The sequence below is a fragment of the Dehalogenimonas formicexedens genome (assembly GCF_001953175.1).
Classification (GTDB): domain Bacteria; phylum Chloroflexota; class Dehalococcoidia; order Dehalococcoidales; family Dehalococcoidaceae; genus Dehalogenimonas; species Dehalogenimonas formicexedens.
In genome coordinates, this window is record NZ_CP018258.1 from 1,377,396 (window position 1) to 1,395,081 (window position 17,686).

Annotated in this window: 18 protein-coding genes, 1 other RNA gene and 2 pseudogenes; 10 read left to right on the forward strand and 11 right to left on the reverse strand. The window is 51.8% G+C overall.

Annotation, left to right across the window (positions count from 1 at the left end):
• Positions 1–53: 53 nt before the first annotated feature.
• Genes Dform_RS07140 through cysE form a run of 4 tightly spaced genes read left to right on the forward strand, consistent with a single transcriptional unit; the run spans position 54 to position 2,772 of the window.
• The gene (locus tag Dform_RS07140) at positions 54–722 is read left to right on the forward strand and encodes a class I SAM-dependent methyltransferase (protein WP_076004407.1); all 669 of its coding nucleotides are present in this window, start codon (positions 54–56) and stop codon (positions 720–722) included.
• Between the two features lie 21 nt (positions 723–743).
• A complete protein-coding gene (nadA, locus tag Dform_RS07145) occupies positions 744–1,655 on the forward strand; it encodes a quinolinate synthase NadA (protein ID WP_076005107.1) in 912 nt (303 codons plus the stop codon).
• Between the two features lie 6 nt (positions 1,656–1,661).
• Positions 1,662–2,012: a divalent-cation tolerance protein CutA gene (gene cutA, locus Dform_RS07150; RefSeq protein WP_076004408.1), complete on the forward strand. Its 351-nt coding sequence runs from the start codon at positions 1,662–1,664 to the stop codon at positions 2,010–2,012.
• Positions 2,013–2,058: 46 nt separating this feature from the next.
• Positions 2,059–2,772: a serine O-acetyltransferase gene (cysE, locus tag Dform_RS07155; RefSeq protein ID WP_225973657.1), complete on the forward strand. Its 714-nt coding sequence runs from the start codon at positions 2,059–2,061 to the stop codon at positions 2,770–2,772.
• Positions 2,773–2,774: 2 nt separating this feature from the next.
• On the opposite strand, the gene Dform_RS07160 is transcribed toward cysE, so the two are convergent.
• A complete protein-coding gene (locus Dform_RS07160) occupies positions 2,775–3,599 on the reverse strand; it encodes a glutaminyl-peptide cyclotransferase (RefSeq protein WP_076004409.1) in 825 nt (274 codons plus the stop codon).
• 164 nt (positions 3,600–3,763) lie between these two features.
• Between Dform_RS07160 and hcp the strand changes: the two genes are divergently transcribed.
• The 4 genes from hcp (at position 3,764) to ssrA (ending at position 6,901) form a co-directional block, all read left to right on the forward strand.
• A complete protein-coding gene (gene hcp / locus Dform_RS07165; RefSeq protein ID WP_192846584.1) occupies positions 3,764–5,326 on the forward strand; it encodes a hydroxylamine reductase in 1,563 nt (520 codons plus the stop codon).
• Between the two features lie 125 nt (positions 5,327–5,451).
• Complete coding sequence (locus Dform_RS07170; RefSeq protein WP_083635399.1) at positions 5,452–6,006, forward strand: DsbA family oxidoreductase; 555 nt, start codon at positions 5,452–5,454, stop codon at positions 6,004–6,006.
• A 78-nt stretch (positions 6,007–6,084) separates the two neighbouring features.
• Positions 6,085–6,540, forward strand: a complete 456-nt coding sequence (gene smpB / locus Dform_RS07175; protein WP_076004411.1) for an SsrA-binding protein SmpB — start codon at positions 6,085–6,087, stop codon at positions 6,538–6,540.
• 6 nt (positions 6,541–6,546) lie between these two features.
• Positions 6,547–6,901: a transfer-messenger RNA gene (gene ssrA, locus Dform_RS07180) on the forward strand.
• 499 nt (positions 6,902–7,400) lie between these two features.
• Here ssrA and Dform_RS11590 read toward each other — a convergent pair.
• Positions 7,401–7,925, reverse strand: a pseudogene (locus Dform_RS11590) (recombinase family protein); the annotation flags it as partial.
• Between Dform_RS11590 and Dform_RS11595 the strand changes: the two are divergent.
• Entirely contained in the window at positions 7,920–8,069 is a 150-nt protein-coding gene (locus Dform_RS11595; RefSeq protein ID WP_225973658.1) for a hypothetical protein, read from the forward strand. The pseudogene Dform_RS11590 and the gene Dform_RS11595 overlap by 6 nt on opposite strands.
• 9 nt (positions 8,070–8,078) lie before the next feature.
• Here Dform_RS11595 and Dform_RS11600 read toward each other — a convergent pair.
• From Dform_RS11600 to Dform_RS07235, 7 genes and pseudogenes are all read right to left on the reverse strand, one after another.
• A pseudogene (locus Dform_RS11600) lies at positions 8,079–8,486 on the reverse strand (recombinase family protein); the annotation flags it as partial.
• Positions 8,487–8,664: 178 nt separating this feature from the next.
• A complete protein-coding gene (locus Dform_RS07205) occupies positions 8,665–9,285 on the reverse strand; it encodes a recombinase family protein (RefSeq protein ID WP_058439785.1) in 621 nt (206 codons plus the stop codon).
• 4 nt (positions 9,286–9,289) lie between these two features.
• Positions 9,290–9,700 carry a hypothetical protein gene (locus Dform_RS07210; protein ID WP_058439786.1) on the reverse strand — a complete coding sequence of 137 codons (411 nt, stop codon included), beginning with the start codon at positions 9,698–9,700 and terminating at the stop codon, positions 9,290–9,292.
• 244 nt (positions 9,701–9,944) lie between these two features.
• Entirely contained in the window at positions 9,945–10,577 is a 633-nt protein-coding gene (locus tag Dform_RS07220) for a ParB N-terminal domain-containing protein (protein WP_058439787.1), read from the reverse strand.
• Positions 10,574–11,266 carry a Mom family adenine methylcarbamoylation protein gene (locus Dform_RS07225; RefSeq protein WP_058439788.1) on the reverse strand — a complete coding sequence of 231 codons (693 nt, stop codon included), beginning with the start codon at positions 11,264–11,266 and terminating at the stop codon, positions 10,574–10,576. The genes Dform_RS07220 and Dform_RS07225 overlap by 4 nt, the downstream gene beginning before the upstream one ends.
• Complete coding sequence (locus tag Dform_RS07230) at positions 11,263–13,380, reverse strand: DUF3631 domain-containing protein (protein WP_158513481.1); 2,118 nt, start codon at positions 13,378–13,380, stop codon at positions 11,263–11,265. Before Dform_RS07230 ends, Dform_RS07225 begins: the two co-directional genes overlap by 4 nt.
• Positions 13,381–13,496: 116 nt before the next feature.
• Complete coding sequence (locus Dform_RS07235) at positions 13,497–14,552, reverse strand: hypothetical protein (protein ID WP_058439790.1); 1,056 nt, start codon at positions 14,550–14,552, stop codon at positions 13,497–13,499.
• Between the two features lie 280 nt (positions 14,553–14,832).
• Here Dform_RS07235 and Dform_RS07240 point away from each other — a divergent pair, with 280 nt between their 5' ends.
• Complete coding sequence (locus tag Dform_RS07240; RefSeq protein WP_058439791.1) at positions 14,833–15,732, forward strand: bile acid:sodium symporter; 900 nt, start codon at positions 14,833–14,835, stop codon at positions 15,730–15,732.
• Positions 15,733–15,784: 52 nt separating this feature from the next.
• Here the strand turns inward: Dform_RS07240 and Dform_RS07245 are convergent, their stop codons facing one another.
• Complete coding sequence (locus tag Dform_RS07245; protein ID WP_058439792.1) at positions 15,785–16,054, reverse strand: hypothetical protein; 270 nt, start codon at positions 16,052–16,054, stop codon at positions 15,785–15,787.
• 26 nt (positions 16,055–16,080) lie between these two features.
• Positions 16,081–17,529 carry a reductive dehalogenase domain-containing protein gene (locus Dform_RS07250; protein WP_058439793.1) on the reverse strand — a complete coding sequence of 483 codons (1,449 nt, stop codon included), beginning with the start codon at positions 17,527–17,529 and terminating at the stop codon, positions 16,081–16,083.
• Between the last annotated feature and the right edge of the window lie 157 nt (positions 17,530–17,686).

Genomic DNA, 17,686 nt, shown 5'->3' on the forward strand with positions numbered 1-17,686 from the left:
TGCCCCTCACCCGCCCCGCCCGTATAATGCTGCTATTCAACCGAGGAGAATCTATGGCCGAAACATCCCAGGAGATCAAAACACCCGCCTACTACAGCGTCGCCTACTGGCGCAAATGGGCCGGACTTTACGACCGGACGACAAAACTGGCTTTTCTTCCCTTCGGCGGCGAAAAGAGATTCCGCCGCAAGTTCGTCGCCGGAGCCCACCTGAAGGACACGGACCAGGTGCTGGACATCTGCTGCGGGACCGGCTCTACCACCGCGATCATCGCGGAGGAGGTAAATCAAGGTAAAATCATCGGTGTCGATCTTTCGCCGGATATGCTGGCTGTCGCCCGGAAGAAAGTGCCGGCTCAGTGGGTCGGTTTCGAACGTGCCAGCGTCGATGCCCTGCCTTTCGGCGATAATTCATTCGATGCGGTGCTGTGCACATACGGCCTTCACGAGATCCCCAGAGCCATCCGCGCCGGTGCTTTGAAGGAGGTTTTCCGCGTCCTCAGGCCGGGTGGCAAGTTCATGACCATGGATTACAACCTGCCCCACCGGTTCCCGGCCCGCCAGGCCGTTTCCGCTTTTGTCCGAATTTTCGAACATGACGTTGCGTACCAGATGATGAGGGGCAGCCTGGCAGGAGAGGTCGAAGAATCAGGCCTGCGGGTGCTCCGCAAAAAAGAGGCGCTGGGGGGGATGTTCCAGATCATCGAGAGTGTTAAGGATTAGCAGGCAACGAGGTTTCCGATGATGAATACTGATAATGTCGCTGCCAAAATACGGGCGCTGGCCAAGGAAAAGAATGCGGTCATCCTGGCGCACAACTACCAGCTGGGTGAGGTCCAGGACATCGCCGACTTTGTGGGCGATTCACTTGAATTATCACAAAAAGCCGCAGCCTCCGGCGCAAAAATCATCGTCTTCTGCGGCGTCCATTTCATGGCTGAAACGGCCGCCATCATCGCTCCCGGATCCAGGGTCCTGCTGCCGGACGCCCACGCCGGCTGCCCCATGGCCGACATGATCACCGTCGCCGGACTTCGAAGGATGAAAGAACAACTGCCGGGCCGGCCGGTTGTGTGTTATGTGAACTCCACTGCCGAGGTTAAGGCCGAAAGCGACATCTGCTGCACCTCAGCCAATGCGGTGAAGGTTGTCGAGAGCATACCAAATCCCGAGGTCATCTTTGTGCCCGACCAATATTTGGGCTATTACGTTCAGCAGCAAACGGACAAGCGCATCCACTTCTGGCCGGGCTACTGCCCCACCCACGCCCGTATCCTGCCGGAGCATATCCTGGAATTAAAGGCAGAGCATCCGAATGCCAAGGCTATGGTTCACCCGGAGTGTAGGCCTGAAGTAGCCGCGGTTGCCGATGCAGTCCTTTCCACTGGCGGAATGATCCGGTACGCTAAGAATCCGGCATACAACGAGTTCATCGTCGGCACGGAAATGGGTATTATCCATCGCCTTCGAAAAGAAAACCCCGGTAAAAAGTTCTATCCGGTGTCGGAGCAGGCGGTTTGCCCAAATATGAAGCTGATAACCCTCGAAAAGGTTTTATATACCCTCGAAACCGAACAGCCGGAAGTAAAAGTACCCGAATCAGTCGCCGAAAAAGCGCGATTGGCCATCGAAAGAATGCTTGAGTTAAAAGGATAATAGTAAATGAACGATTTCAAATACACGATGGTATTCATCACCGCCGCGGATAACGAAGAGGCCCGGCTTATCGCCAAAATGCTACTCGAGCAGAAGAAAGCTGCCTGCGTCAGCATCATGGACGGCATGAACTCAGCCTACTGGTGGAAGGGCGCCATTGAGAACGCCACCGAGAGCCTGCTGATGGTCAAGACCAAGGCCGAAATGCTGGATGACATTGTCACCGCCGTTACCGAGATCCACAGCTACGAAAATCCGGAGATCATCGCCCTGCCGGTCTTCGGGGGCAGCGGCAGCTATTTCGAATGGGTCGATGAATCGCTCGAACCGGAAGCTGAAGAACCGACCGCCACATAGCTATTTGAAGGCCCTCGCCGTATAATACCTGTTCAAGAGCGAACAGATGTTTAATACCATCCGCGAAGATATCAACAATGTTTTCGCCAAAGACCCGGCAGCGCGGGGCGTTTTCGAGGTCGTTTTCTGCTACCCCGGCTTGCACGCTCTTTGGGGCTACCGTGTCTTCCACTGGTTCTGGAAAATCCGCTGGCACTTCCTGGCGCGGTGGCTTTCCCACGTCACACGATTTCTCACCGGCATTGAGATTCATCCCGGGGCCACCATCGGCCGGCGCTTTTTCATAGATCACGGCATGGGCGTGGTCATCGGCGAAACGAGCATCATCGGCGACGACGTGCTGCTCTATAAGGGGGTGGTGCTGGGCGGTACCAGCCTCTCCAAGGGAAAACGCCACCCGACCTTAGGCAATAATGTCGTCATAGGTACCAACGCCTGCGTACTGGGCAACATCACCCTGGGCGACGGAACGAGGGTGGGGGCAGGTTCGGTGGTGGTTAGAAGCGCACCTCCAGGATCTACAGTGGTGGGCATCCCCGGCCGGGTGGTCGAGGAACACAAACCCCAGGTGGTCACTGACCTTGAACACGGCAAGCTGCCCGACCCGGTCGCCGAAGCAGTGCGCTACATGCTGGCTGAACATGCCAAGCTGGACAAACGGCTAGCGGAACTGGAGAAACTGGGCAGCATCATCACCCCGACGGATGAACTCGAGGACAAGCTAAAGGAATTGGCCAAAGAGTTCAATTCCAACAGCTAGCCTCACGATTTCGGCACCAGCTCGATCTCGAACAAAAGCGGCCAAAGCTTACCGGTGACGAAGAGCCTCTTTCCCACCGGATCGTAAGCGATCCCGTTCAGGACATCGACAGCGACAGGATTGGCAAACGGCGGCAACAGGCCGGTCAGATCGACCCAGGATTCCACGTTGCCGGTGCCCGGATCGATTATGGCGATTTCATCGGTCAACCAGATATTGGCATAAATCTTGCCGTTCACATACTCAAGCTCATTGATGTTCACCACCGGCGTGCCATGATCCCTGACATCGATCTTGCCCGTTGCCTGAAGGGTAACAGGATCAAGGAAATATATTGTCGAGGTGCCGTCGCTCATGATGAGCCTCGTCCCATCCTGGGTAAGCCCCCAGCCTTCAGTGGTGTAACTGAAACTTTTCAATACAGTAAAGTTATCTTTGGAATAGACGAACCCGATATGCGTCTGCCAGGTCAACTGGATGAGCGAGTTTTGCCAAAGGGTTAGTCCCTCGCCGAAGTACTTAGGGTCGAGGCTCGTGCTTTGCAGGACCTGGCCCGTCGCCAGATCCACTTTCCGAACCGTCGATTGCCCGTAGAGGCCGGTGCTCTCATAAAGGAAACCATCGGCGTAGACCAGGCCCTCGGTGAAGGCGGCACGGTCGTAAGGATAGGAATTGACGACCCTGTATGTGTAGTTGGCGACCGGGGGAATTGTGGTTTGGGTGGCGGTTGTCGAAACTGCGGGCGACTCAGCGCAGCCCGGCTGTAAGCCCAATGCCATGGCGATTATCGCAGCGGCGGCGGTGACCCTGATTTTCGACGCTATCATACATCCCCCCAGGACAACACTCATCATATTCCCCCGGCCGTCCCAAGTGAAAATTCCAATTGTGTCAACTTGATCCAAATCATACAAGTTCCTGGCGTGCGGAGGATATACTGGTTTGGTCGCGCGATGGAAAGCGCGAACAATTTTTATAAGGGAGAAGTGTTTTGGGCGAAATGTTTTGTTTCCAGTGCGAACAGGCGGTCGGCGGCAAAGCCTGCACCAAAGTCGGCGCCTGCGGCAAGCCGCCCGAAGTTTCAGCGGCGCAGGACGAGTTGACGGCCGCCCTTACCAGCCTGGCGAAAACCGCGGAAGGTAAAACCCCTGATTCGTCCAGGGACGGGCTGGTGATGCGGGGGCTGTTTGCCACCGTAACCAATGTCAACTTCGATAACCAGGACGTTAAAGGACTGGTTGAAGAGGTAAGACGCGAAACCCGCCGCCTGGGCGGGGATACCGGCTTCAAGGTCGCGTCCCTGTGGCAGGGCGACCCCGACACCGTTTCACTGCGCTCGACGCTGCTATTCGGACTGCGCGGCATGGCCGCCTACGCCTGGCATGCCCGCGTCCTGGGCTACACCGACGCCGAGGTGACCGGCTGGTTGTACAAAGGCCTCCGCGAGGTCGGCCGGGAGCATTCCGTGGCCGAATGGCTGGAACTGCTGATGGAATTCGGCCGCATCAACCTGAAATGCATGGAACTGCTCGACGCCGCCAACACGGGAACCTTCGGCCATCCGGTTCCCACCCAGATCAGCACCGCGGTCGAACCCGGTCCTTTCATCGTCATGAGCGGCCACGACCTCCTGGACCTGAAGGAACTCCTGGATCAAACGGCGGGGAAGGGTATCAGCGTCTATACCCACGGCGAAATGCTGCCCGCCCACGGCTATCCCGGCCTGAAGAAGTACCCCCACCTGAAGGGCAATTTCGGCACGGCGTGGCAAAACCAGCAGCAGGAATTCGCCGGCGCCCCCGGCGCTTTCATCTTCAACACCAACTGTCTCATGCCGCCCAAGGCTTCATATTCCGACCGGGTCTTCACCTCCGCCGTGGTCGCCTATCCCGGTCTAAGACACCTGCCTGAAACGGATGGGCGGATCGACTATGGTCCGGCCATCCAAAAGGCATTGGCACTGGGAGGCTACCCAGCACGCCAGGAATTCACCGGCATCAACGGCGGAAAGACCCTGACCACCGGTTTCGGCCGGGAAGCGGTCATGGGCGTCGCCGGAGCCGTCATTGAGGCGGTAAAAAGCGGCGCGGTGAAGCATTTCCTGCTCGTCGGCGGCTGCGACGGCGCCAAACCCGGCCGTAACTACTATACCGAGCTGGTCCAGAAATCGCCCGCCGATACGGTCATCCTGACCCTTGCCTGCGGTAAATACCGCTTCAACGACCTCGACCTGGGAACTGTCGGCGGCCTGCCGCGCCTCCTCGATATCGGCCAGTGCAACGACGCCTATTCAGCGATCAGGATCGCCCTGGCCCTGGCGGAAGCCTTCAAATGCGGTGTCAACGAGTTGCCGCTGTCCCTGGTGTTGTCCTGGTACGAACAGAAAGCGGTCTGCATCCTGCTGACCCTGCTGGCGCTGGGCATCAAGAATATCAGGCTGGGCCCGACGCTGCCGGCGTTTATATCACCGAACGTACTTGGGGTTCTGGTCGAACAATTCGGGCTCAAACCCATCGATTCGGCGGAGACTGATCTCAAGGCGATACTGGGTTAATGAAAAGAAGAGGCTGGCGTCCCGGCGCCAGCCTCTACCGGGACGAATAAAGAAAATTATCCTATAATAAAAACATGAGCATCAAAGTTACCGTTTTCTCTGACTACATCTGACCGTTCTGTTATATCGGCAAGGGACTTGTCGACAGTTTCAGAGACGAATTCGATATCGATGACACCTGGCTCGGGTTCGAGATTCACCCGGAAACGCCGCCGGAAGGGGCCGACGTCAGGAATCGTTACAACCCCGAGGATATCGCCCAGTTATCGGAGATGCTGCGCCGCCGGGCGGAGGAACTCGGACTCCCCTATGACCCGGCGCCCATCCTGGCAAATTCCGCCCTGGCTCTGGCCGCGGCTGAATTCGCCCGCGACAACGGCCGTTTCCGGGAATTTCACCATGAGATGCTTTCGGCGGTCTTCGCCCGGGGCCAGAACATCGGGTCGAGAGACGTCATCCGGGAGACCGCCAGCCGCGCCGGCCTGGATGGGGCGGCGATGCTGAAGGCGATCGATCAAGGGGCATATGTCGAACGTCTGCGAGAATCGCAGGCCCAGGGACATGAACTGGGCGTCACCGGAGTCCCGACCTTCATCATCAACGACCGCTACGCTATCGTCGGCGCTCAGCCAATCGAGACCTTCCGGCGTGTTCTCCGGCAGGCCCAGGCAGCTTCCTGAACCCTGGACCAACAAAACCGTCAACTGGAAGACGATCTCCAATCGTCCGTACGGGCGTTTTCGTGGTATAATATTCAGGTGAGTGATATCAGGGTTGTCGCCACCAACCAGAAGGCGTACCACAACTATTTCATCAGCGACCCGGTAGAGGCCGGGCTGGTACTGACCGGCACCGAGATCAAGTCTCTGCGCGGCGGCCGGGTAAGCTTGGGCGATGCCTACGTCAAACCTGAAAACGGCGAGATGTGGCTTTTGAATGCCCATATCGCCCGGTATGAGCCGGGCTCATACATGAGCCATGAGCCGACCCGGCAGCGTAAACTGCTCATTCACAAAAAAGAGATGCGCGCCATGCTCTGCAAAATCAAGGAGCGGGGCTTGACCCTGGTGCCGACCAAGATCTACATCAAGGGCAATGTCGCCAAGGTGGAGGTGGCGGTGGGCAAGGGCAAGAAGCTCTATGACAAGCGCGAGGTCATCGAGAAGCGCGAATGCGAGCGGGAGCTGGGCAGGATTCTCAAGAGCCGGCTCTAACATCATGGGGACGCGTGGTTTCGACAGGGGAGGTTAGTTACGGAATTGCGGGTTGAGCTTGCCGCTAAGCTCATTAATCCTGGTGGCAAAATACAATTGGCGAACGTGAACTCGTTCTCGCCGGCTAAATAAAGCCAGCGCATCCGCCGCGCTCCACCCCAACGGGCGCGGACCGGGTGCCGAAAGATTGGGGTGCCGCGTCCTTGACGCCGATACGGGAAGCGAAAGAAAAATTGGCTGGCCCCTAAAGATTCCGCCGGTTGAAGCTTAAAGGGCGAGAAACAAACATCCGGCTAGACCTGTAGTAGATTCCGGGCAATCTTTTCTGGACGGGGAGTTCGACTCTCCCCCGTCTCCACCAGAAACACAGCCGAGCCTTTGGGAGAAGCTCCCAGAGGCTCGTTTATTATGTGGATCTTAGAATCCTTCTTCGCTGAAGCTACCTGGAAGATAGGTCTGAAAGGTGGTTTAGGCATCACTGCGATCACCCTCTTCCCAGCTTTGGCGTCGATGTAGACTGCGTCCAGTATGGTGAGGAGTATCTTCCTTTGCTCAGAAAGCGTTGCCGAAGCCCATAACTTGGGAAGATCCAGGATAAGTTTACCGGCAGCTTCTGCGGCGTTGTAGTCAGGCACCACCAATGATTCAAGGCTGAGTTCAAGCAATCTCTTCTGCCGCTTGTACTCTTCTTCGGGCATGACGTTATCGACATATGCCCTGCCTAGTCGAAGGAGTCTTGCTTTGACCTCGTCGCGTTCCTTTTTGATCCGCTCAACATCATCTTTAAGACTGATTATTGACAGCACTTCTTCCAACCATTTCGGTCCGAGTTCGATAGCCGAAACTAACTCTCTCACCTGATTGTCAATAGTAGAACATGTTATGGCACCACCATGACCCCGACAATCCTCGATACTCCTGGTGGCTTTGTGCTCCCGATAATATGAATTGCCACTGGTGTAAGTCTGAGCCCACATCGGCATGCCGCAGTAAGCGCATCTCACCAGACCTTTGAGCAAGTATTCCCTTTCAGGATGAGACGAAAGCGTCTCGGACCTCCCTGAGTTCTTCTTGAGCAAATCTTGGACGGCAATAAAGACCTCTTTGCTGATCAGGGGCTGGTGAGCGCCGGGTAGAGCCTTACCCTGATACACGACTTGTCCGGTAAAGAAGGGATTGTGGAGGATTCCTCTGATGGATGCCGTTGTGAAGAGCCTGGGACCTGCTACAAGGTTGCCAATGGCGTCGGGTGAGGCCTTGGTGTTCCGGGTGCGGAAACCCTCAGCATTAAGCCACCCAGCAAGGCTGCTTAGGGTGCCGGTGCCTGAGGCGTAGCGCCTGAATAGTTCGGTTACTGCTGGTCCTTCGGTTGGGTGGATGTGAATACCGCCAGAATGCTCAGGATCACACTGTTTGACCTTCTCTCCCTTGGAACTATCCCAGCAGGACTGGTATCCGAAAGGGATTGCCCCGTGATGCTTGCCCTCGTAAATCCGCTGCTCCTGCCCTTTCTTCACATGCTTGGCTAGCGATGATGAGAAGAACTGATTGAAGGCTCCCAGCATGTGCATCGAAAGCATGCCTTCAGGCGTTGAATAGTCGATACTCTCGGTAATGGAGACGAGCCCGACGTGATGTTTGGCCAAAATCGATAAGGACTCGATGGTTACCTTCATATTCCGGGACCAGCGATCAAGAGTATGGATCACGATGACGTCAAATTGATGTTTTGAGGCATCTTCCAGCAGCTGCCTGAAGACCGGACGTTTGGCGATGGCGTCGACATGAGCGCTCTTGCCTTCTTCCCGGTAGACGCCGACCGGTTGCCAGCCCCTGTTCTGACAAAGTTCCCGGAAGAGCCTCTCTTGAGCAGTGAGTGAATGCCCCTGAACCTGGGACACATCCGATACCCGGATGTAGGTGACTGCTCGTTTAGCTTCAGTCATGGGAAACCTCTCTTATCGAGTTTCCTCTTGAAGCGACGGACAGAGCGACTTCAGCGATGGTGTTGAAGAAGTGCTGTAACATTATGTCGTCTAACTCTCCACCTTCAAAAGTGGCGGGGATTGTATAGCGAAGGGGTATACCCGTCAACGACTTATCGGGCATCTCCTTGGGATCCATCTAGTTGGTCTCCCTGCCCTTGTCAGCGTCGAGTAACCGCTTGAAAGTGGCATAACCGATGCGGAGCTCTCTCGCTGCCTGGCGTCTTGATAACTCTCCAGCTTTGAGGCGCTCCAAAACTGCTCCATAAGTCTGATTGAAACCTCGCCTGTCGGTTACCCTTGGTCGCCCTATCTGCATCCCCTGTTTCCGGGCACGGTCCATGCCGGCCTTAACCCTTTCTCTCAAGATCGACCTCTCCATTTGGGCATAAGCGACAGTGATGTAATAAAGGACTTCACCAAAAGGCGAGGTGGTGTCCAGCCAGGGCTCGGTGTAAGAACGAAGACCGACTCCCCAGGTCTTCAGCCTTTCGAGGGTAGTCGCGGCATCAAGCACTGACCGGAAAGCCCGGTCCATTCTCCAGACAAGGATCAAGTCAAAACGCCGCTTACTGGCGTCACTAAGAAGTTCGCGCCAGGAGGTCCTATGGACAATATCGGTGGCAGACACTTGATCTGAGTATTCATTGTAAGTCTGCCAACTCTGCGACTTTACGAACTCTCTTAAAGGCATGAGTTGGGTGGCAAGGTCTTGATCCTTGTCCGAGGTCGATACTCTGGCGTAAATCGCGACTCTCATGCTTTTATCCTTTGGACTGGATCTCCTGCTTCAGGGTATCGATAAGGGCATGCACCTTCGTATCGATCTTCCTGTAAGCTGCAATTGAGACTTCCAGCTTGTCGGCTTCTTCCTCACAATAAGCAGCGATGTTGTCACTCATGTCCTTTAACTGATCCGCTTCGAGGACAAACCTTGCCTTGCCATGGGTTGTCTTTGAAGATATCTCAAAGGCAGCGAAGACTTGACCGATATTAGTTGCAGGGATTTCGAGGCCGAACTCTTCAAGTATTCGGTCGGATATCTCTTTGGCGGTAGCCCGAGTTGTGCCTTCAGAGGCTAGAAGGTGGGCGGTAACCACGACTGCCAGACAGTTTTTAACTGAGATCAGGTGCGATGCCTTATGAACACACTCTTTGAGTTCATCGTAATTCATCTGGTTTCTCCTTCCCCTGTACTCTGTTTGGTACATATATCGGCGGTGGAGTCGCTACCCGTACCCTTCGTACCCGTACCCTTTTCCTCCAAAACCTTCTTGATGTAGTTCTGGTCGGAGATGAAAGCCCTGAAATGTCTGCCGTCTTTCGGACAAATCAGCATGATGAACGGTTTGTTCGATTCCCTTCCTTTAGCGGTCCTGATTGATAAAGGACTGCCACAGATCAGGCAATTCACAGTGTTCATTCTGGTTGATACCTCTCTAGAAAGAATTTACACAGCAGATACATTGCAGTGCCGCGGGTATTGGGATTGTCTTTGCTTGAGTCCTTTGCCACAGGAAGAATCCTCGCAAGAGCCTCCTGCACTGTTTCGAGTTGAGGCCGAGTGAATTGCAGCTGCATATGAGAAAGCCTGGCGGCTTGCGCCTGCTCCCAGGCCTCAAGATGCTCAGCTAGAGTGCCTTCACTGATGGTGGAAAGAGTCGAAAGGCTTTGTGAAGTTTCCGGAAGAACAGATAACACTTCACTTTCGGGAATGGACGAGAGAATCTCTTTAAGAAGAGCACCCTTCAGAGCAAGGTCGTCTTGGCCCCTAAGACCATTGAGTGCCTGTGCCAAAAGCATGGCTTCGGCATCTTTCAGGTCAACAACGACGCAAGGAACCAGCTCGATCCCGATGTCCTTGATCACCTTCAGCCGCTGATTTCCAGACAGGACTTCGTATAGGCTTTGTATTGGCCTCACCACCAGAGGCTCAACTAGACCGTATCGGGTGAGGCTGTTTTTCAGGCGTTCGAATCCAGCTTCGTCCATCTGATTCGGGTTCCAAGGTGCTTCCACCAAAACGGTCAGAGGCAGGGTGATGATTTTCATTTCGTCTCCTTTTTGGGGTAGGGTTGAGGGTTTACGGTCAGTTGGGTTTTCAAACTTGGATCTAGAAAATAGATATAGCGATGCTTTCGGGTTTGTGGCACTACCCTGACTTCGATGCCTTGCTCCTCAAGATACTTGATCGAGTGCGATCCCAGGGTGTGACTGAGGCTCCGGGAGTGCCTCACTCGTCCGTCACCCAGGTCAAACATCGGCATAGCCTCAGACAATCCGGTGTAGATCCACCCAGTCGCCTGGTAGATAGTTCCAAGATGACCCTGGCCTGGATCGGCGTAGCTAACAATGAATTTAGTTTTTGTGTGCTTCTTGAGAGCCCTCAGAGCAATACTGATCACTCGTGATTCCGAGTTGGAAGGCAGTTCATCCGAAAGCCATAAGCGAGAAAGGGTCATACAGTCTTCGGGATTCGCACCCTGGACCAGGCGATAAGCGTGTGCCGGTCCAGAACCAAATGTAATTGCCCCAAGAAGCCTGTTGCCTTGAAGCACGCCGAAAGCTAGCTGCGTGCCACCAGGCATCGAGTGAAGGTAGTGGTTTCTGACCAAGATCGACTTGGCAGCAACGAAGGGTATGGGCTTAACCAGAATGGATTGGAGCGCCGCCGTCGGGATCGGACCGCGTCTTTCATCCTGGCTGGATGACGTGCTGACCATTACACTCGCGGCGCTCATGAACCTAGCTCCTCATACTCTGGATCGTGGAGGACTTCCCTGAGCATCCACCGGGCATACCTTTCACGCCCTTTGTCGCCAGACGATATGCTGACCTTGAGAATCCGTCGCCACTCAGGGATGCTCAAATCCCTCCACTGATCCAATACTTCGGACTCATTTTGTGGCTCAATTTCACCCGGAACCCCTCTTAGGGGGTTTTGATCCGCAACATCCGCAACATTACGATTGGCGCAGCTTTGGACACAATCCGCAACATTTTCGGATTTTTGGGCTTCTGTTGCGGATCGAAAAGGCCCATTTTGGACGTTCGAGTCAAAGCTGGGTGTTGCGGATGTTGCGGATTGACGCACTGTATGAGGCAAATAACGCTTCCATGCATCATCAAAATCAGCCCGATAATACCCCTTCGGCGTCTGGTTTCCTTCCCTGATCGACTGGCTGCGGATCCCATAACTCTTTAAAAGCGAGGCCATTTTCTTACCATTTATCGGCTTGCCCCGCAGATCGTTCCATGGCGATTCATCCAGACTCAACAGACCTTCTATCATGTCAGCCGTGAACATGTAGGTTTGGGTACTGAAAATTTGTTTGAGATCTGTTAGGAGTTGCACGCCCATCGAATCGTTTTGGTAATTGTCTTTGACCATAAGAGCGATAGCGGCTTGTCGGGCTTTTTCAAAACAATCCCTGCCTGCCGCATCAGCTATGGCCAGAAGAGGTTCCCAGCAGTCAGCGGCTCGATCATTAAGTTCTTCAGGCAAAGCAGGGACTGTTACCTCAAGGCTGCTTGCTGCCGTGGCAATGCGCCCCTTGAGCGCTGTCGCTTCAGGTTCATGGGTACGGCGGCGGAATCGTTCGACTGTCTCATCGGGCATGCGCCTCTTCAGGATTATTAGAATGCTTCGGTCAGCTACGGTATCAGGCAAGTTACCAATCCCGGCGATGGCTTTCGGACAGTAGGTCGACAGGTCTTTATAACCGATATTGGCACCCTGTCCTGTGCAGATCGATGCCTTACCACCACGACGGTAACCGGTGTTCAGGATTCCGCGAAGCGTCTCTGAATATTCTTCGGGACCGCTGAAGGCAGCGTCCGATTCATCGAGCAGAAGCGTCGGAGATTCGGCATCGATCTTACGGGCTAATACCGCCGGTGTTACCCTCCCCGTGAACCAAGGCTTAGCCACCAGCAGTTCCAGGACTTCCAGTAACCTGGTCTTACCCGACCTCTTTTCTGGCGAGGTAATCGATAGATACGGGGTCGTGTCGAAATGATCGAAGGCATGACTATGGATTACCCAGAGCGAGATGGCAAGTAAATAATGTTCAGGCAAAACGACAAAACGCCTGATAAAACCTGAGACGTCGATGATCAGCTGGTTCAAGTCAACAGGTTTGGGTAGCTCCCATCGTGGCGAACTCTCCACCAGGGCTTCAAGCTCCGCCCGATTGTGGCCTGAACCGAGCCAGTCATAGACGTCTTCTTTGTGGCCAAGTCCCGGCAGGGCAACAACTTTGACCGATCGGGCAACGGTAATAAGTGACTTGGCTACCTGCTCGGCATGGGCTCTGCCAGGATCGTCGTTGTCGGGTAGTATGACGACGGCTCGATTCTTAAAGAAAGGTACAAATTCATCGCGCCATTTACCTGCCCCCATTGGCGAGCAGGTGGCAACAAACCCCTGACCGACCAGGGAAAGAACGCCCTTCTCTCCTTCGGCCACGTAAACCGTCGTTTCGAGAGGTGTTGAGATAAGTTCAGGGAGGCGGAAAAGTACCCGCCGGACGCCCTCCAAGTTATAGATCCAACCGCCCCTGCCATCAGGACGGCGCTGTCTGAAACCCTTCGGCTGATAACGGACGACCTGGAAAAGAACTTTGCCAGATTCATCTAGGTAATCGTAATTGGCAACTTCAACGGATTTCTCGGGATTTGAATCAATTTCAATCCCTAGCTTAGAAGCAAGCTTCTTTAGATTACCCTTTTCACTACAAGCCAGGCACTTGAAGCCTCGTTCATTGAAGCGAAGATTGGGGTGATTCCGATCATCGTGAAAAGGGCAGAGAGCTGTGTACCAACCGTTTTTATCGGGTTTGGATACTTTCTCCAACCGAGAAAGTATTTTAATTAAAATGTCGTTCTGATGAGTGACTGCCACGCCCTAAACGATAGGCGTATACAAGGAACTCAGCACGGCGATTTTCGATTTTTAGAAAAAGCCACCTATCACCGCATAACCCTGCCTGATCTGGGTAGAGTGATCGACAGGATTTTCGCAATTCTAGCCGTGTTTTCTTGCGCTGCTGATTCCCCAATTCCTTCTCTCTGGGCTGCTGCGATTACTGAGTCGCCAAGGAATATTCGATCAAAAAGGCAATCGAAAGTCGCCCGATCCCAGTGCATTGAGCGTCTATAACCCCACTGCGACATCGTTTCACAGAAATTCTTGTAATCATCTGCTCCCAATTTTTCACGGGTATCTTGACGTCGCATCGATGCAAGAAAATACTCGCGATAGACTCTTTTCTTTTCTCTAGGTACGCTCGAATCTGAATACAACCGTTTTATTTGTCCGCTGAACAACGTGCCAAGGACACCATCGATCGTTGCCCTTGGACGCTTAACGTTGGCAAACGGCCTAGATGCTTCGACCATATCCAGATTGATTTGAAATAGAGGTGCCCACCAGCATTTCAGACCTGCTCGATAATGCAAATGAATCGATTTCCTGAGGTAACGCAAGATCGATTCGACATGCGGTTGCACAATCTCGTAGAACCGATTTCTAACCTCAGGTACCAACGAGTCGTTAACGCTATCGGATAATCGCTTAAGCGGTAAAATGCTACCTAGAGCCTTTTGAGAGTACCTTTCGTTATACTTTTCACGGAACTCTTCGAATTTCTCGAAGACATCGATGACATCTTTGTCTTTGCAGAATTCTTCAGCTTCAGGCATGTAGGGCGCCGATGACACCGCCAGGTCATAAATATCGACAGGCGAGGCTACCGCAACAACATTTGAGAAGATTCGTGTTGATCGGCCTCTCGATACCCCAAACATATTCATGCGTAACGAGCGTCTCAGCGTTGAGGTTTTTTCGTAAATTTCGGTGAACACGGGTAAATACTCTTGCCTCAGTTCGATCCTCGAACTCCTGAAAACAAGAGCTTCAGGCCGTTCCTCGAACAATTCCTGTAATAAGGACATGGCAATGACAAAATCGAGTAAATCGTTTGACCATTCGAGTTTGTTTGCGTTTTCAAAGGTTAGGTGGTCCATGAAGCGAGATTATACGGAAAAACTCATCCCGCTCCAAAAAGGGGATGCCTTGCGGTGAAGCTAACCGGCTCTTATAATGAACCGAACCAAAAGGACTTCTTTCAGGTCCATTTTCAGGGAATCCAAGAGCCTTCATATTGATGAAAAATCGATACCTGGTAATTCTTTCAGGAGGATCTTAGAGAACGTTCTTTTGGCCAGTGAACGCTCTAACTAGATATAACTCACAATCATGATACTCAAGTCTATTTTAAAAATACTAGTTCACCAGCATAATTTTATGCTCATTTTTGCCATATTCGCTGGCCTCAATATGGCGCCGTTGGCTCAACTCACCGAAAGTTGGATCATCCCTTCACTCATCATTGCCATGTCTTTGTCTTTAAGTCATATCGATATAACTAAAGATCTGCTACTACCTAGAAAGATACTCAAAGCGACCAGTATGGGTTTGTTGCTCAATTTTATTCTGTTAGGTGGCCTCAATATCATATTGGGTCACCTATTTACGGATGATAAGTATTTAATTGCTGGTTTAGTCGTTTTAGCTGGTGCTCCCCCATCACTTTTAATCACACCTTGCACGTATAACATCAAGGGCGATGTATCCTTCTCATTTTTAAGTGCTATTGCGTGTTATTTCTTATCCATCTTGATCTTACCGTTATTAATATATGTTTTTCTTGGTAGCACCTATTGGGGAGTAGATCTATTCAATGTAATATTTCAAATTGTCGTTTTACCGCTCATATTGTCACGTATTATCAGAAATATAAAACAATCTAGACTTATACAACCATATAACGGCCATATCATAAATTGGTGTATTGCCATCGTTTGTTTTACCCTAGTAGGATTAAATCATGAATTACTTACTACGTACTCAAACAACCTTTTAATTGCGTTTATCGTTGCTGCGGCCACAATATTTCTTCTTGGGGAATTGATTTATCGTACTAGTAGGTTATTAATAATTCCAACGCCAACTGCCATCAGTTATATGCTTCTTGGTTCAATGAAAAAATGGGCTGGAGCGAGTACCATCGCATACGTAATATTGGGCCCAAAAGCTTCCGTACCTGCGATTGCTGCTTTAATCGTAGGTTTTCTTTACTATTTATTCCTTTCGATACGTTTTCATAAGAACATTGGGATTGAAACCAAGATTTTCGAAAAATAGATAAAGGTCCTCTGCGCCCTAATCGCAAGAGGACCTTTATCTTAGATGAAGCTTATGCTCTTTTGTTTTGTAGCAATGAACGCACAGTCGGAACTGCGATTATGGCAGCCCCTGCTCCAAAAATAAGACCTACAATCCATGCCCCTTGGGCTCTTTCAACTGCCAAATCAAACGTAATCACAACTCCAATCGCTGTTAATGCTGCTGCTATTGCAACGAGAATGTGATGCCACCAAAATACATGATATTTTCTATTTGCCAAAAGCATTAAACCTACCAGAACTGTAAAGACGATTCCCCCTAAAAATACTATCAGGCTCATATACTTTCCTTTCAATTTTTGTTTAACTAAGTTCGCCAGGGTGCCCAGTCCGCAGGTGTGTGCCAAGGTTGCCATTTGTCGGCATTTTCACCCCTAGGATACTTACCATAAGTAATATCTGCCACCTTGACCATCATCGGAGCAAGCATCGGTATACTAGCTAATACGCGACCAATATCGTGAGTTGGAGTGTTTGGTGAACTCCATGGACAGACACTGACACAGAATTGACAGCCGAATGCCGTTCTTTGTTTCATACATTGAAACCCATCATATTCCCACTTATAGGCACCGTTAATCAAAGATGGTTCTGGATCTTTTCCGATAACTTGTGATACGCAATTGGCTGAGCACCGACCGCATACTTTGCAAAATTCTCGCAAACCAAAATTTATCGGCTTGTCAGGGACGAGTGGTGCGTTCGTTGCAACAACTATAGTCCGTAATCCAGCACCCCAAGGTGCAATAGCTAGACCGGATCGCCCAGCCTCAGCTAACCCCGCTCTAATTGCAAAAGGAGTCTCACAACAATCCTCATCTGCAATGATCATGCCATAGGCGTCGTAACCCAAGCCTCGGATAGTAGACTCCATGTATTTGGAATAGACATCTTGATCACTGCAAGTTGTTGCTGTTGATGCATTGGCAAGGGGGCCCACCCCAGCACGGTGGGTTGGTAAACTTGTGAAAATGCCCATTACAATTGCATATTTGTAGGGATAGGGCCAAGCCACAGGTCTGCCAGGATCTATCCAACCTTTGGGACGGTAACCACGTAAGGTGCCTGAAGTTGCAGCAACTTTGTAAAGAAACGGTTTCATTTTATCGTCAATTGCACAGACACGAATTTGATCTACACCAAACCAGTGCGCCACACCTTTTAACTTCACAGTCATCTCTTCGGCAGAAATTTCAACCTTCGCCGCATTAATTGGGAGTTTAATCCAATTCTTCTCTGCGGTGTTAACATGCCAATGATCCGAGGCTTGGACTATCGCTGTCCCGAAACGGTAGTCTTGCAATTCCTCTGGTGTCATGTTGGCTATCCATTCATTACGAGAGGTAACCGCCTCCTGCGCAATTTTACCCCATTCCCCGGACCAGTCTTGATTCGTTGCAGCATTACCTACAGCCTGAAAACCGTCTTGTCGCCCGTCGGTAAAGGGTTGGTATTGACCGTTCACTTTTGTTGATCCCAAAGCAAGCTCATTAGGTACTATTTCAGTTGTACCCAGCGAATTCGCAGTGTCATCTATCTCTTTGACCCACCAAGGATATTCGGTTGGATACTGGGGCAAATAGGGATCTTTAAGACGGCTATTGAAGAGCATTCCTTCATTAGTTCCTGGCAGTTCTTTAATTGCAGCTACGGCAGCCAAGGAAGCGAAACCGATACCTGACCCACCCGTAATCTTCAAGAAGTCTCTACGACTATAACCTCTCTCTTTTTCATTCAATTTGTGTTTGACGAGCATAACATAATTCCTTTCAATACAATTTTTCGGTCTCTGTTGTCCATTTCTTATGACTTTCCGAAGATCAATTGTTTATCAAAAAACTCTTTCCTCCTTTCGCATAAGGAACACTTCAACCACCCATGTTTAAATAACTCCTACTTTTCGTTTGGTTGTA

Bases quoted from the DNA above. Each gene is read 5' to 3' on its own strand.
- nadA (WP_076005107.1), top strand. From the start codon at position 744: ATGAATACTGATAATGTCGCTGCCAAAATACGGGCGCTGGCCAAGGAA.
- Dform_RS07210 (WP_058439786.1), bottom strand. From the start codon at position 9,700: ATGAATTACGATGAACTCAAAGAGTGTGTTCATAAGGCATCGCACCTG.
- cysE (WP_225973657.1), top strand. From the start codon at position 2,059: ATGTTTAATACCATCCGCGAAGATATCAACAATGTTTTCGCCAAAGAC.
- cutA (WP_076004408.1), top strand. From the start codon at position 1,662: ATGAACGATTTCAAATACACGATGGTATTCATCACCGCCGCGGATAAC.
- Dform_RS07220 (WP_058439787.1), bottom strand. From the start codon at position 10,577: ATGAAAATCATCACCCTGCCTCTGACCGTTTTGGTGGAAGCACCTTGG.
- Dform_RS07245 (WP_058439792.1), bottom strand. From the start codon at position 16,054: ATGAGCCTGATAGTATTTTTAGGGGGAATCGTCTTTACAGTTCTGGTA.
- Dform_RS07250 (WP_058439793.1), bottom strand. From the start codon at position 17,529: ATGCTCGTCAAACACAAATTGAATGAAAAAGAGAGAGGTTATAGTCGT.
- Dform_RS07235 (WP_058439790.1), bottom strand. From the start codon at position 14,552: ATGGACCACCTAACCTTTGAAAACGCAAACAAACTCGAATGGTCAAAC.
- Dform_RS07240 (WP_058439791.1), top strand. From the start codon at position 14,833: ATGCTCATTTTTGCCATATTCGCTGGCCTCAATATGGCGCCGTTGGCT.
- Dform_RS07160 (WP_076004409.1), bottom strand. From the start codon at position 3,599: ATGATAGCGTCGAAAATCAGGGTCACCGCCGCCGCTGCGATAATCGCC.
- Dform_RS07140 (WP_076004407.1), top strand. From the start codon at position 54: ATGGCCGAAACATCCCAGGAGATCAAAACACCCGCCTACTACAGCGTC.
- Dform_RS07205 (WP_058439785.1), bottom strand. From the start codon at position 9,285: ATGAGAGTCGCGATTTACGCCAGAGTATCGACCTCGGACAAGGATCAA.
- Dform_RS07225 (WP_058439788.1), bottom strand. From the start codon at position 11,266: ATGAGCGCCGCGAGTGTAATGGTCAGCACGTCATCCAGCCAGGATGAA.